14 protein-coding genes are annotated in these 13,367 nt (G+C 64.6%); 9 read left to right on the plus strand and 5 right to left on the minus strand.

The features are described from left to right. The first annotated feature begins 42 nt into the window (after positions 1-42). The 3 genes from ACNQQL_RS21825 to ACNQQL_RS21835 all read left to right on the plus strand — a co-directional run bounded on the left by ACNQQL_RS21825 (position 43) and on the right by ACNQQL_RS21835 (position 2,459). Positions 43-1,152, plus strand: coding sequence for an AraC family transcriptional regulator (locus ACNQQL_RS21825; protein ID WP_347065602.1), 1,110 nt, complete (start codon positions 43-45; stop codon positions 1,150-1,152). 162 nt (positions 1,153-1,314) lie between these two features. After that, positions 1,315-1,860, plus strand: a complete 546-nt coding sequence (locus tag ACNQQL_RS21830; protein ID WP_347065604.1) for a hypothetical protein — start codon at positions 1,315-1,317, stop codon at positions 1,858-1,860. Continuing rightward, a complete protein-coding gene (locus tag ACNQQL_RS21835) occupies positions 1,857-2,459 on the plus strand; it encodes a hypothetical protein (RefSeq protein ID WP_347065606.1) in 603 nt (200 codons plus the stop codon). The genes ACNQQL_RS21830 and ACNQQL_RS21835 overlap by 4 nt, the downstream gene beginning before the upstream one ends. Before the next feature lie 102 nt (positions 2,460-2,561). On the opposite strand, the gene ACNQQL_RS21840 is transcribed toward ACNQQL_RS21835, so the two are convergent. The 3 genes from ACNQQL_RS21840 to ACNQQL_RS21850 all read right to left on the minus strand — a co-directional run bounded on the left by ACNQQL_RS21840 (position 2,562) and on the right by ACNQQL_RS21850 (position 4,934). After that, positions 2,562-3,041 (minus strand): aconitase X swivel domain-containing protein, encoded by a 480-nt coding sequence (locus tag ACNQQL_RS21840; RefSeq protein ID WP_347065608.1) that lies wholly within the window; start codon positions 3,039-3,041, stop codon positions 2,562-2,564. Further along, positions 3,034-4,281, minus strand: coding sequence for an aconitase X (locus tag ACNQQL_RS21845; RefSeq protein WP_347065611.1), 1,248 nt, complete (start codon positions 4,279-4,281; stop codon positions 3,034-3,036). The genes ACNQQL_RS21840 and ACNQQL_RS21845 overlap by 8 nt, the downstream gene beginning before the upstream one ends. Before the next feature lie 224 nt (positions 4,282-4,505). Next, the gene (locus ACNQQL_RS21850) at positions 4,506-4,934 is read right to left on the minus strand and encodes a MarR family winged helix-turn-helix transcriptional regulator (RefSeq protein WP_347065613.1); all 429 of its coding nucleotides are present in this window, start codon (positions 4,932-4,934) and stop codon (positions 4,506-4,508) included. Between the two features lie 105 nt (positions 4,935-5,039). Here ACNQQL_RS21850 and ACNQQL_RS21855 point away from each other — a divergent pair, with 105 nt between their 5' ends. The 5 genes from ACNQQL_RS21855 to ACNQQL_RS21875 all read left to right on the plus strand — a co-directional run bounded on the left by ACNQQL_RS21855 (position 5,040) and on the right by ACNQQL_RS21875 (position 10,696). Further along, the gene (locus tag ACNQQL_RS21855; RefSeq protein ID WP_072439220.1) at positions 5,040-5,960 is read left to right on the plus strand and encodes a LysR family transcriptional regulator; all 921 of its coding nucleotides are present in this window, start codon (positions 5,040-5,042) and stop codon (positions 5,958-5,960) included. Positions 5,961-6,067: 107 nt separating this feature from the next. Next, positions 6,068-6,499, plus strand: a complete 432-nt coding sequence (locus ACNQQL_RS21860) for a MarR family winged helix-turn-helix transcriptional regulator (RefSeq protein ID WP_347065615.1) — start codon at positions 6,068-6,070, stop codon at positions 6,497-6,499. A 67-nt stretch (positions 6,500-6,566) separates the two neighbouring features. After that, positions 6,567-7,661 carry an HlyD family secretion protein gene (locus tag ACNQQL_RS21865; protein ID WP_347065617.1) on the plus strand — a complete coding sequence of 365 codons (1,095 nt, stop codon included), beginning with the start codon at positions 6,567-6,569 and terminating at the stop codon, positions 7,659-7,661. 13 nt (positions 7,662-7,674) lie between these two features. Beyond that, complete coding sequence (locus ACNQQL_RS21870; protein ID WP_347065619.1) at positions 7,675-9,249, plus strand: DHA2 family efflux MFS transporter permease subunit; 1,575 nt, start codon at positions 7,675-7,677, stop codon at positions 9,247-9,249. A gap of 16 nt (positions 9,250-9,265) precedes the next feature. After that, entirely contained in the window at positions 9,266-10,696 is a 1,431-nt protein-coding gene (locus ACNQQL_RS21875; protein WP_347065621.1) for an efflux transporter outer membrane subunit, read from the plus strand. Between the two features lie 25 nt (positions 10,697-10,721). Here ACNQQL_RS21875 and ACNQQL_RS21880 read toward each other — a convergent pair whose 3' ends face one another. Both ACNQQL_RS21880 and ACNQQL_RS21885 read right to left on the minus strand, forming a co-directional pair. Further along, the gene (locus ACNQQL_RS21880; protein ID WP_347065633.1) at positions 10,722-11,132 is read right to left on the minus strand and encodes a TIGR02594 family protein; all 411 of its coding nucleotides are present in this window, start codon (positions 11,130-11,132) and stop codon (positions 10,722-10,724) included. A 338-nt stretch (positions 11,133-11,470) separates the two neighbouring features. Continuing rightward, positions 11,471-11,767 carry a hypothetical protein gene (locus ACNQQL_RS21885; RefSeq protein WP_034182176.1) on the minus strand — a complete coding sequence of 99 codons (297 nt, stop codon included), beginning with the start codon at positions 11,765-11,767 and terminating at the stop codon, positions 11,471-11,473. A 750-nt stretch (positions 11,768-12,517) separates the two neighbouring features. Here ACNQQL_RS21885 and ACNQQL_RS21890 point away from each other — a divergent pair. Beyond that, positions 12,518-13,267, plus strand: coding sequence for a hypothetical protein (locus ACNQQL_RS21890; RefSeq protein WP_347065624.1), 750 nt, complete (start codon positions 12,518-12,520; stop codon positions 13,265-13,267). The last annotated feature ends 100 nt before the right edge of the window (positions 13,268-13,367 follow it).

Raw genomic sequence — 13,367 nt, forward strand, 5'->3', positions numbered from 1 at the left:
TAGGCGCGCGCCGCCTTGAACGTGAGGGGGCAAACAGCCATAATGCTTGTCATTTCCGGCCAAAATGACATGACCTCCCCACTCGCCAAGGACCGCCTCGGGCTGCGCCGGCCGACGATTCCGGTCGCCTATACGCGCCTGCTACTGCAGGCGCTGGCCGCGCGCGGCGTCGACCTGGCCGCCGTGCGTGCCGGCACGGGCCTGCGTGACGCGGTGCTGGCCGAACCGGACGCGCGCGTCGCGCCGTCGCAATGGGGGCGGCTCGTGCTCAATGCGATCGAGATCGGCGGCGATCCGGGCATCGGGCTCGCGTTCGGGCTGCTGCTGAAGCCGACCGTGCACGGCTTTCTCGGCTATGCGACGCTGACCGCGCGGGACATCCGCGAAGCGCTGTCCGTCACGCAACGCTACTTCCGGATGCGCAACCGCCAATACCGGCTGACCTATGCGGAAGACGAACGCGGCGCGACGCTCGAACTGCACGGCGTGCAGGCCAGCCCGGTGCTGCAGCATCACGTGATGTTCGAATTCGTGCTGACCGGGCTCGCGCAGAACATCTCGCAATGGGCCGGACGCGCGTCGCCGCCGATCAAGCTGCAATTCGCGTGGCCGGAGCCCGCGTATTTCGCGCGCTATCGCGACCAGTTGCCGCCGGTCGAATTCGGCTGTGCGGCAAACGCGCTGTGGATTGCTCACGACGTGCTCGACTGGCCGCTGCCGCTCGCCGACGAAGTCGCGCACCGGCAAGCGCTCGTGCAAGTCGAGCGCGAGTATGCGCAGGTGCGGCAGGAGGAAGGCGATCTCGTCGAGCGCGTGCGCGCGGAGTTGGCGAGAGCAACCGGCGTCTATCCCGGCCCGGAATCGCTCGCCGACGCGCTGCTCGTGTCGACGCGCACGCTGCGGCGCCGCCTGGAGGAAGCCGGTTCGAGCTATCGGCAATTGCTCGACGAAGCGCGGTTTCGCGACGCGAAGCAGTTGCTCGCCGCATCGGATCTCGACCTGAAGACGATCGCCGAGCGGCTGCAATTCACCGATCCGGCGAATTTCACGCGCGCGTTCCGGCGCTGGGCCGGGCAAACGCCGAGCGCGTATCGGGAAGCGGCGACCGGTTCGATGCCACCGGCGGCGACCGGCGCACCGGTACGCGAATGACGCCGGGATATCGGCGGCACGGTTCGTGCGTGCCCGAGCATTTCAGCGTCACGCAAAGGGCAACCCGTCGCCCGGCAATACCGGACGGTCGGCCGAAAGCGTTGGCGTATGATGGGCGCCACATCAAAACGATGCCGAGCGAACCGGCGCCCTCTCCGACCCATGCCCAATCGCACCACCCTGATCGAGGCCACGATCGACCGCGTCGATACCAACCTCATCCGATTCAAGTCCGATGTCAGGAAGGCCCCGCCATACCGTTTGACGATGCAGAGCGTCTGCTACTTCGTCACGGCCAGCGACGTCGACGCGGAAGCGTTCAAGCAGATCGGGAAACTGAAGCCCGGCATGTCGGTGCGCGCCTGCACGTTCGAGCATCGCGGCCGTCGCCGGATCGCCTGGATCAGGAGCGGCAACCTTGCCATCGCGCCGTACGACGTGCTTGCGCAAAAGCAGCGGAACCTGTCGCTGCTTGCGTGGGCGTCGTGCCTGCTCGTGCTGAGCCTGGGTATCGCTGCCGCGGCACTTCATTCGGGTTGGGCGTTCGTCTCGGCACTGGCCACCGTCGTGGCCATCGTCAGTCTGGTGGGCAGCCTGCTCGCCATCGGCGGCTTGTCCGACCTGATCTTCCAGCCGCAGCGACGCGAAGCCCAGGATAGCTGGCGATGCGAACCGTCCGGTTTCGACGTGGAGCGGAGCAGCCCATGACGAACCACGCGATGCAGACAGCATCCGGCCGCGTGACGGCGATCGGCCAGCAATCGATCGAGACGAAGGTCTGGAGCAACAATCTGGGCGCGACCACGCAAAGCATCGAGGAAATCACGCTCCAGCTCGATTCGCTCGCTTCCCCTCTCGTGTTCAGGACCAACCGGACGACGCGCCTGTTCCTCGCCGACGGCGATCGATTGAATGTTGCCTATGCCGACGGCCAGGATCGCCAGATCGTCTACGGCATCCGCAACATGACCGACGGCTCGGCTTATCTGCTGCGCCCCGCCAAAGTCGCCGGCGCCCGGACCGACCTCGTCGTCATGCTCGTTTGCGTGGTCGCCGCCGCCGTGGTCAGCGGGATCGTATCCGCGGTGACGCTCAGCACGGAATCGATGTTCGACGTGTTTGCGCTGATCAGCGCGAGTACGATCGGTTTGTGCGTGCTGAGTGCGATCCTGCGCATCCTGTTCGGCGTGATCGTGTGGCCCGAAATCAGAAGGCTGGCGCAACCGGGCGGCAAACGCGAAATGAATGCGGCAACGCAAGCGCTCTCGCTCACGCGGGAAGAAACCCGGCACGTACGCTTCATCTGACCGGGCCGCGCGCGGCCACTGCGCGGGCGAACGAGGCTGCACACGCCACGGATCGCATCGCCGTGGTCACCGCCTGACTTGCCGGCGGCAAGCGCCGCTCGTTCAGGTCAAACCGGATCCGCCCGAACGCGCATCGTCGCCCAGATAAATCCGCGCGCCGCCGTCCCCGTCGCCCGCGTCGATCCGCACCTCGCCCGTTGCGGCGACGATCGCGTCATACACGTCATCGGTCACGCACACCACCGGCACCGCGATCGCATACAGCTCGGCGGCCACGATCGCGCCGATCGAGATGATCAGGTCGCGCTCCTTCAGCACGATCGCGACGGGCCCCGTGCCGTTGCGCACGGCTTCGGCGAGCACGCTGCTGCTCGAGCTCGAACCCTTCGCGTGCGGCATCACCATCACCTTGCCGGCGAGACTCGCGCCAGCCTGTGGATGCCCGCGATCGACGATCTTGCCCGCGCCCGAATCGTAGCCGCCCCAGAAGCTGAGCGGCTTGTCGAGCACGAACGCGCTCGCGCATGCGCTGCCCGGCACGAGCGTGTCGCCCGTCAGACCTTTGCCCGTCGCTTCAATCATCGAATCGCACCTTTCCTTCGTACGCCGAACGCACGCATTCGCGCATGCTGCCGTATGCGACCGTCACGCCGATATTCGCGGGCGCATACGACGCCCATTTCCCCGAGTTGGTCATTACCAACCCCGACAGTTGCTTCATCACCGGTGTGATGTACGTGCAGGTATCGACGACGATCTGGATGCCGCGCGCGGCGAACTTGTCCGCGAGGCCGGCTTCGCCCAGTTCCCACAAAATGAAGCGGCTCGTGTTCACGTAGAAATCGCATGCCGGCTTGCCGTCGAACGCTTCGAGCAACGCATCGAGCGTGCGGAATTCGGCCAGCGAGAAATGCGGCGTGCCGAGCGCCACCGCGACGAGCGCGTCGCCGGCCGCGCCGTGGTTCAGCGTGCGGCGAATCTCGTCGAGATCGGCCATCGCGACGTCGACCGTGCGTTGCGCCGCGCGGCCGTGCAAGGCGGCATCGAGCGTCGGCGCCTCGGGCGTCACGCCCACCGCATGGAACAGCGCGACGGCCCCGCTCGATGCGGCAGCCGCGCCGAGCGCCTTGAGTTCGTCTTCGGTAGTGTCCGCCGGCAGCCCGACGATCGCCGGCACGATTGCGCCCGCGATTTTGCCGACAGCCAAGCCGAGCGCGGCGAAAAAGATATCGCGCGATGGCAGGCGGCTGAAGTCCGGCGCGTTGAACACGATCCGCGCGGCGCGGTTCGCTTCGACATGCAAACCCGCATACGGCGCGCGCCCGGTAATCGCGGCGGCCAGATCGAGAAAATCGCCGTACCGGCTCGTGCGCGCGCCGAGCACCGAGTTCGCGAACACGATCGCATTCGATTCGGCCCACGCGATCTGCTCGCCTTTCGCGGGACGGTTCTTCAACTGATACGGCGCGCACGTGAAACTCGATTCGCAGCCGAGCTGCAGATGCGCGTCCATCAGGCGCTGCGCATCGCGCTGGATCGTGCGGTCGCCGTGATACAGCTCGGGATGAATCAGGTCGAGCGACCCGACGTTCAAGGTGGTCGGCACCGCGACCTTCGCGCCCGTATCGACGAAATACTCGACGAAATCGAGACTGGTCTGGCCGTGATAAAGACAGCCGTCGATATGCGCGGACGTGATGTCGATCAGGTGCGGCGCGGACATCACTTCCGCCGTGCGTGCGACGATCCGCATCGCGCGCGCGACGCCGTCGCCGAAATCCCCGCGCAACATCGCGTCGTCGCGGTCGCTCAACTGCAGCATCGGTTGCTCCTCGTGACTCGTGCCGACGGTGCCGGCCCGTGAAATCCGTCAGAGGACTCTACAACTGGAAATAAAAACTGTCCAGATCATCGCCAATCCGGACAATTTAAAAACCAATTTTCGGTCATGGATGACATAACTCCGCGCTTCGAACTCCGCTGAAGCGACCGATGGCTCGAATTCCGCTCCAGTTCGTCGCAACGCGCGAGCCACCTGCCGCCCGCCTAGCGTTCCGCGGTCAGGCTGAACAGCTCATCGCGCAGTGCCTTCGCGCGTCCCTGGCCGAACTGCGTCTCGAATTCGTCCTGCGCGGCCTGCCATGCGACCAACGCCCGCGCGAACGTGCGCTCGCCGAGCTTCGTGAGGCTCAGCGCATGCGCGCGCGCATCGTGCTCGGACGCGGCCGTCGCGACCAAACCGTCGCGCTGCAACGGTTTCAGCGCGCGCAGCAGCGTCGTGCGATCCATTACGAGCGCATCGGCCAGTTCGCTCATCAGCAGGCCGGGGCGACGCGTCAAATTCGCCATGATCGAAAACTGCGCGGGCGTGACGCCCACCGGGGCCAGATGGCGTTCGTACAGTTGCGTGACGAAGCGCGCCGCCTGACGCAGCGCGAGGCAGTTGCACGCTTGGGCAATCCGGTTGTCGTTCATGCTCCGCAATTTATATGTGCATATGCATAAAGTCAATGTACACTCCGCCGTAACGAGGCCGGCCGGGCGCGTCCGGCGCCCCGCCATCGCGTCAAGGAGACGGACATGGACTACATCGACAAGCTGCGGATCTTCCGGTCGGTGGTCGAGATGCGCAGCTTCACGCGCGCCGCCGACATCCACGGTCTCGCGCGGCCGGTCGTGTCGCGTGCGGTCGCGGATCTGGAAGCGCGCTTCGGCAGCCGGCTGCTGCACCGGACCACGCGCCAGGTGTCGCTGACCGAAACCGCCGAACGCATCTACGAGCGCTGCGCGGCCGTGCTCGACGAACTCGACGCGCTCGAAGCGGAAGCGCAGACGCAGACGCGCGAGCCCGAGGGCCTGCTGCGTCTCGTCGCGCACACGACGGCCGCGCTGAACCGGCTCGTGCCGCTGATCGCCGGCTTCAAGCGCGCGCATCCGAAGGTGCGCCTCGATGTCACGCTGACCGAGCGCCCCGTCGATCTCGTCGGCGAAGGCTACGACATCGGCATCGTCGTGCCTTACATGCTGACGAGCGAGACGACCGTCGTGCGGCTGGTCGAGCGCATTCCGGTCGTGATCGTCGCGACGCCCGCGTATCTGGGCGCGCATTCGCGCCCCGAAACGCCGGCGGACCTGGCCGATCATCCGTTCGTGCCGATATCGCCGTCGCTGCGCCGGCCCGCGCTGTCGTTCCGCGTCGACGGCGACACGCTGACCGTGCCGTACCGCTTCGACATCTCGTCGAACAGCCCCGTCTTCAACCGCGAAATGGTGATGCACGACTTCGGCATCGGCGTCGTGCCGAGAACGCTCGTCGAAGCCGAACTCGCGTCGGGTGCGCTCGTGCAGTTGCTGGAGGGCGCCGATCTCGTCGACGCGTTCGTCGAGATCAAGCTCGCGTACGCGAACCGCGCGCTGCTGCCCGCGAAGGTGAAGGCATTCATCGACTACACGGCCGCCTATTGCGACCGCGTAGGCGGGATTGTTCCTGCGGCGGCCTGATCCGGCGCGCGAACGCGCCGGCGTGACGCCGATTGGTACAGCCACGACACCAATCTGATCCTGCTCCACCCATCGCTTCGTGGCGCCCCGCGCCCTAACATGTGCACATGCACAAGACCACGCTTATCGATGACGATTGCTTCGCGGTCCGGCAAGCCGCCCGCCGGATCTCGCAGTTCTACGAGCGTTACCTGTCGCGGGCGGGCGTCACGCCGTCGCAGTACAGCATTCTCGCGTTGCTGCGCGACCGGCCGGGCCTGACGATGGCAACGCTGTCGGCCGTGCTGGTGATCGAGCGCACCGCGCTGCTGCGCGCGCTCAAGCCGCTCGTCGGCGCGGCGCTGGTGACGGGCCGGATCGAGCCGCCGCACCGCCGCCAGACGTTCGCGCTGACCGCGCACGGCGAAACGAAGATCGCCGATGCACACGTGCACTGGCTCGCCGCACAGGAAGCGTTCGAACGGCGATTCGGGCCGGCGCAGGCAGCCCGGCTGAGAGACGAATTGTTCCGGATCACGCACAACCTGCCGGAGCGCTAACCCCCCTTCCCCGATCGACGCGTTTGTCGTCGATCGTTTCAATAAGTGCATATACATAGGTGAATCGATGGAAACGACCCAAGAAGCCGCTGCTTCCCGCGAGGCAGCCACAATCGACCCGCCCGCGAAGCAGCGACGCCGCGTGCCGTGGATGCGCATCGCGGTGGGCGCCGTCGTCGTCGTCGTGGCCGCGGCCGTGCTCGACTGGCTGTTCGTGCTGCGCTTCCAGGAGAGCACCGACGATGCGTATGTCGGCGGCGACGTAACGGTGCTCGCGCCGAAGGTCAACGGCTTCGTCGACCGGATTCTCGTGACCGACAACCAGCGCGTGAAGGCCGGCGACGTGCTCGTGCAGCTCGATGCGCGCGACTACGATGCGAAGCTCGCGCAGGCCAGCGCCGAAGTCGACAGCGCGCGCTCCGCCGTGACCGAACTCGAAGCAAAGCAGCAACTGCAATTCGCGGTGATCGGCCAGCACGCGGCAGACAAGAACGCGTCGTCGGCCGAGCTGACGCGCGCCGCATCCGACCGCGTGCGCTACCGCGAGCTCGTGAAATCCGACGCCGTGTCGAACCAGATCGTCGAGCGCGCGGACGCCGACTATTCGAAGGCAGGCGCGGCCGTCGACCGCAGCGACGCCGCGCTGCTCGCCTCGAAGCGGCAGCTCGACGTGCTCGGCGCGCAACTCGCCGATGCGCGCGCCCGCGTGAACACCGCGCTCGCCGCGCAGCGCGTCGCGGCGCTCAACGTCGAATACACGACGATCCGCTCGCCGGTCGACGGTTACGTCGGCAACCGCACAGGCCGCGTCGGCATGCTCGCGAACGTCGGCGTGCCGCTGCTGACGGTCGTGCCGGCTTCCGGGCTGTGGATCGACGCGAACTTCAAGGAAGACCAGCTTCGCAAGATGCGCGCGGGCGATCGCGTCGACGTGTCGCTCGATGCGTCGAGCACGCGCCTGCACGGCCGTGTCGACAGCGTCGCGCCCGCGACCGGCGCGACCTTCAGCGTGCTGCCGCCCGAGAACGCGACCGGCAACTTCACGAAGATCGTCCAGCGCGTGCCCGTACGCGTGCATCTCGATCCGCAGCCGGGCCTCGAGCACGTGCTGCGCCCCGGCCTGTCCGCGGTCGTGACCGTGCATACCGACCACGCGAACTGAGCGGGAGCCGACCATGACCACCGCGTTTTCCGGCGACCCCGCGTCGCAACCGACGAAGCAGCGCGTATTCGCGTTCGCGCTGATGTGCGTCGGCTTCTTCATGGCGACGCTCGACATCCAGATCGTCGCGTCGTCGCTGCGCGACATCGGCGGCGGCTTGTCCGCGAGCCAGGACGAGCTGTCGTGGGTGCAGACGGCCTACCTGATCGCCGAGATCATCGTGATCCCGATGTCGGGCTGGCTGTCGAAGGTGATGTCGACGCGCTGGCTGTTCGTCGCGTCGGCGGTCGGCTTCACGATCACCAGCATGCTGTGCGGGCTCGCGTGGGACATCAACTCGATGATCCTGTTTCGCGGGCTGCAGGGCGCGCTCGGCGCCGCGATGATCCCGACCGTGTTCACCACCGCGTTCGTGCTGTTCCCGGGCAAGCAGCGGCTGATCGCATCGACGACCATCGGCGCGCTCGCGTCGCTCGCGCCGGCGATCGGCCCCGTGATCGGCGGCTGGATCACCGACCAATGGTCGTGGCACTGGCTGTTCTATCTGAACCTCGTGCCGGGTATCGCCGTGGCCGCACTCGTGCCGCGCTACGTGCATATCGACGAACCCGACCTGAGCCTCGTCAAGCGCGGCGACTATCTCGGCATCGTGTTGATGTCGGGCTTCCTCGGTTGCCTCGAATACGTGCTGGAAGAAGGCCCGCGCAAGAACTGGTTCGGCGACGATGCGATCGTCATCTGCGCGTGGATCTCCGGCATCTGCGGCTTCCTGTTCATCGTGCATGCGCTGACCGCCGACGATCCGATCGTCGACCTGCGCGCGCTCGCCGTGCGCAACTTCGGGATCGGCAGCCTGCTGTCGTTCGTGACCGGCATCGGGATCTTCGTGACCGTGTTCCTGACGCCGCTGTTTCTTGCGCAGGTGCGCGCGTTCAGCTCGCTGCAGATCGGCCTGGCGCTGCTGTCGGTCGGCGCGTTCCAGTTGGTCGCGCTTTGCGTGTATGCGTTCGCGGCGCGCTACTTCAGCATGCGCGCGCTGCTCGTGTTCGGGCTGATCTGCTTCGGCCTCGGCTGCTACCTGTACACGCCGATCACGCACGACTGGGGCTGGCGGGAACTGCTGCTACCGCAGGCGCTGCGCGGCATCGGCCAGCAGTTCAGCGTGCCGCCGATCGTGACGATGGCGCTCGGTTCGCTGCCGCAGTCGCGGCTGAAATCCGCGAGCGGGCTGTTCAACCTGATGCGCAATCTCGGCGGTGCGATCGGCATCGCGGTGAGCGCGACGATGCTCAACGACCGGCTGAACTTCCACTACCTGCGCCTGAACGAGCACGTGAGCGCAGGCGAGCCGCAGATCGCGTCGCTGCTCGATCATCAGGCCGCGTACTGGACGGCTGTTGCGGGCAATACGCTGAATACCGCGCAGGCAGGGCTCGCGAACCTGCATCGGCTGATTTATCGCGAAGCGCTGACGCTCACCTATGCGGATGCGTACTACGCGCTGTCGCTGTGTTTCGTCGTCGCGCTGCTTGCCGTCGTGTTTTCCAAACCCATTACGTTGAACGCGCCGCCGCCGGACGCGCACTGAGGCTGAGGCCATCATCATGAAAAAGCTACTCGTCGCGCTGGCTGTCAGCGCATTCGCCGCAGGCTGCGCGGTGCAGCCCGCGCAGCATCCGGCGCTGCCCGAATCCGTGCAGACGCTCGCGCCCACCGCATGGGATACCGACGTGCCGCGCGCGGACATCGACGCCGCCGCATGGTGGGCGCAATTCCACGATCCCGTGCTCGACCGGCTCATCGCGACCGTGCTCGACGGCAACCTCGATCTGCAGGCCGCCGCCGAACGCGTGAAGCAGGCGCAGGCGCTGACCGTACAGAAGCGCGCGGTGCTGCTGCCCGAACTCGACGCGACCGCGCATGCGGCCGACGCGCGGCAGAACACGCCGCCGCCGCTCGGCTATGTGCGGCAGGCCGGCGCGGGGCTCGCGCTGAGTTGGTCGCCCGATGTATTCGGCGGCGAACGGCTCGATCTGCTCGCCGCGCAGGCCGAACTTGTCGGGCAGAAGCACGCGGAAGATGCGATGCGGCTCGCGCTCGCGGCCGATGCGGCATCCGCGTATGTCGACCTGCGCTGGGCGCAGCAGGAACTGAAGATCCTGCAGGACAACGCGAAGATCCGGCAGCACGCGCTCGAACTCACGCGCAAGCGGCAGGCGTTCGGGCTGTCGACGGAACTCGACGTCACGCGCGCGCAGAACCAGCTCGATGCGCTCGAAGCGCGGATTCCGCCGACGCAGGCGCAGATATCGCATCAACTCAATCTGATTGCCGTGTATTCGGGGCGGACGCCGGAATCGGTCGATCGGCTCGTGTTGGCGCAGGCGGGGGAGATTCCCGCGCCGCCGGTCGGCGCGCCGGGGACGTTGCCTTCGCAGGCGTTGTTGCGGCGGCCCGATGTGCTGACTGCTTATGCGCAGGTCGAGCGGAGAGCGGCGCAAGTGGGTGTTGCCAAGGCCGAACGGTATCCGAAGTTTTCGCTGAATTTGACGGACGGGATTCTGGCGGCGTCGTATCTCGGGTTGCCTACGTTGACCGACAACCTGTTCAGCGCGGCGTTGAGCGCGACGAGCCCGATCTTCAATGCGGGGCGTATTACTGCCGATATCACGCAGAGCGAAAGCCGGATGCGCGAGTCCGAACTCGGGTTAAGGCAGACGATGCTGCAGGCGTTGAGGGAAGTCGAGGATGCGCGTGCGAATCTCGTCAGTTCTGATGAGGCGACACGGCGGCTCGATAGCGCGCTTTCTGCGTCGGACAAGGCGCTTGGGTTGGCGAATCAGCTTTATAAGGGCGGTGCGACGGATTTTCTGGACGTGCTGTCGGCGCAGGAGGTTTATCTAAGGGACTCGGATTCGCTCAATCAGGTCAAGCGCGAGCATGCGCTGGCGGCGGTCGCGCTTTATCGGTCGCTTGGGGGTGGGTGGAGCAGGAATGAGGCGGCGGGTGAGGCGGAGGCTGTGGCGAGGAATTGAGCCCGGGGCCTGCGCGGCGGTGCGGTCATCCGACGTCGGGCCAGCGGTATCCGATCACTTCGTTCAGCGGATACGCGAGTTCGCGCACTTCTTCCAGTTGGTTGCCGCCGAACAGATGCACGTATTCGTCATCGTGACGCAAGTAGAAACCGACGTGCCCTTTCCAGCTCGCGGGATCGTCGCGCGTCAGGATTGCGATGCAGCCGTAGACCGGTCGCTCCAGCGGGCGGCCCCATTCGAGCCACGAGCGCGCGAGCGCGGAGCCCGTGCCGCGAATGCCGGCGTGCGTCATGCACCAGTTGACGAACGACGAACACCAGGAAATCTTGTCGTCGTAGCCGACAAGGTTCGTGTGGTTGTTGTACTCGACGATGCGCGGGTTGATGCTGCCGGGCGGGTGGCGGCGGATGCCGAGTTCGGCCAGCGCGAGGGGCATCCAAAGCGGGTGGGCGGTCGATTCTCGATTGCCCTCGGGGGTCGATCGGGTCACGTCAGTCTCGGATTTTTGAGATGGACAATCTTCGCATGAATGCGGAAATTCAACAGCGCGCCTTCAGCGACTGGACTCACAAGTTAATCGAATCCATCCGATTGTTTCGGCACGCGCAGTGACGACTCACGGCCGTTTCGGTCGTGACAGTTGTTGAAGTTGGCTGTGGGCGCACATCGCGACATGCGCGGCGATGGCCAGGGCGATATCGCCCCGGCGGTCAGTCCCGTTCGTTCAAAACCAGCAGTCCACCCGCAAGAGCCGCATAAAGCGGCCCCTGCTTGTTATGCCGGCGTGTCTTCCGGTTCTGGGTCGTGGTAAGGCTGCTCTCGCAGCGCTAGCTGGCTGTAGTCCGGCGAGATCGTGATTTTCCGGGTGACGTAGTTGACGTCGAGGTAGACGCGGTCGCCCGGTTTGAATCCAAAGATCTTGAAATCCAGATCGATTGCCTTCATCCACGGCAGGTAAGGCCAGCCGCGCTTGGGAAGGTCCGGGTAGTTGCGGAGGACCAGCTCAAACGTCTTTTTCATATCGACCGGTTTGTTCTTCCTGCGACGTGTCTTACTATTGGCGTCAGCCATTTCCGACTCCTGTGTTGAGTTGGTGGTGGTCAGCGGGTCGTATGGGTTGCCGCCCATGCGGCCCGCGCTTTTTGTTGCCGTGAATTTCCCTTCTCTCTCCCCCTTCGCTGCGTCTTGTTGGGCAAGACGGATTTTTCGACCATCGGTGCGAAGGGTGCTGCGTTCAACCTCCGATGGGCGAGAAGCAAGGCTTCATGACCAGTGTAGTCGCGCTGGCATCTCAGAAATGGGGAGTTGGGGGGGATTGGCCGTTAGGTAGAGGGATGGGCGGGATGGAGGCATCCTTTGTGCCCTTCGAATCGCTAAGGCTGGCCGGCTTGGCGCCATTTCAATCGTCGGAAACAGCCTCGACCGCCGCCCTTCTCAAGCCCTACGGCACACGACCGCTAACGTTCTACGCGCTGACGTAGATCGAGCGATAGCGGTCGAACCCGGAAATACGACGCACGAGTGCCGGTCGGGTGCTGCTGCTTTAAGTGCAAACGTCGGTAGTCGACCCACAAGGGACGACCAGGTTAGTGGGAAGGAGTCGTTCGAGTCGATCCGTGCTCACCCATCGCCCTCTCATGTTTTCAACGACCCTGCCGATATCGGCAGAAGGGAGAGCTACTCGTCGTTGCTTCTCCGGACCGCAATTGCCTCGAAAGACTCTCCAAAGAGCAACCGCCGGAGAGAGCGACACTCGTTGAAGAAGCCTCCCGAAACTCTGGGGTGATGTATGCTCGGGATTCCCTACAAGGAATTATAGAAATGGAAAACCACAGTCAGGGTGGATCGGTGCAGTCGGCCATGCAACCTTCAATCGTTGAGCATTTTTCTATCGATGGACTCTACGGATATCGTTCGGTTGGCTTGTCGTCAAAGTACGCTGCGACTGTCTTGATTGCACGGAACGGCTCGGGAAAGACGACATTGATCGCTGCTTTAGACGCGTTTCTTCGCGGGCAATTCAGTCGGTTCATCGGTCTTACTTTCGAAAAAATCACATGCCGACTAAGAGGCCAGTTGTTCGAATTCGAAGTCTACCGGAGTGACATAGAACAGCTTTCTGACTTTGCTCTCAGAGGCGAGATCGCAGCGCGTGCCAAAGCGTGGGATGTGCAACCGATGGCGCTCCTAACGCTAGTAGAGGGCTCGATTAGGACCCTGGGTTACCCGGAACTTCTCGATGACCCGACGTTCTCCGCCATTTACGCAAAGATGGGTTACGACTACGCAGTTGCAAAGAGTCAATGCGAACGTTTGGCCAAAGAATTGTCCGAGCAGAACTTCAGAATTAATCAGCTCCGCGATCAGCTGGCGTCGGCTCTAAAAGACTTCGAGATCGTTTATTTGCCGACTTATCGGCGGATTGAATTATCTCTGCCCGGTCCGGACGTGCGCCGCGGCGAAAGAAAGAAGAGTGTTTTGTCGCGCCTTGGCGTCACTCGCACGGGGTTGTATTCAGCAGACATACAATTCGGGCTTGGCGATATATCTGATCGCCTAGCAGGCTGTTGAAATTGGGAACGGTGTAAACGGGCTCGAAGGGCGGTGCGTTAGAGATATCGTGTTCATGATCTTGAGCAGATGAGCCGATGCGTGGAATGGACGAGATGCA

It is taken from the genome of Burkholderia sp. LFS061 (assembly GCF_047978125.1).
Lineage (GTDB): Bacteria > Pseudomonadota > Gammaproteobacteria > Burkholderiales > Burkholderiaceae > Burkholderia > Burkholderia pyrrocinia_C.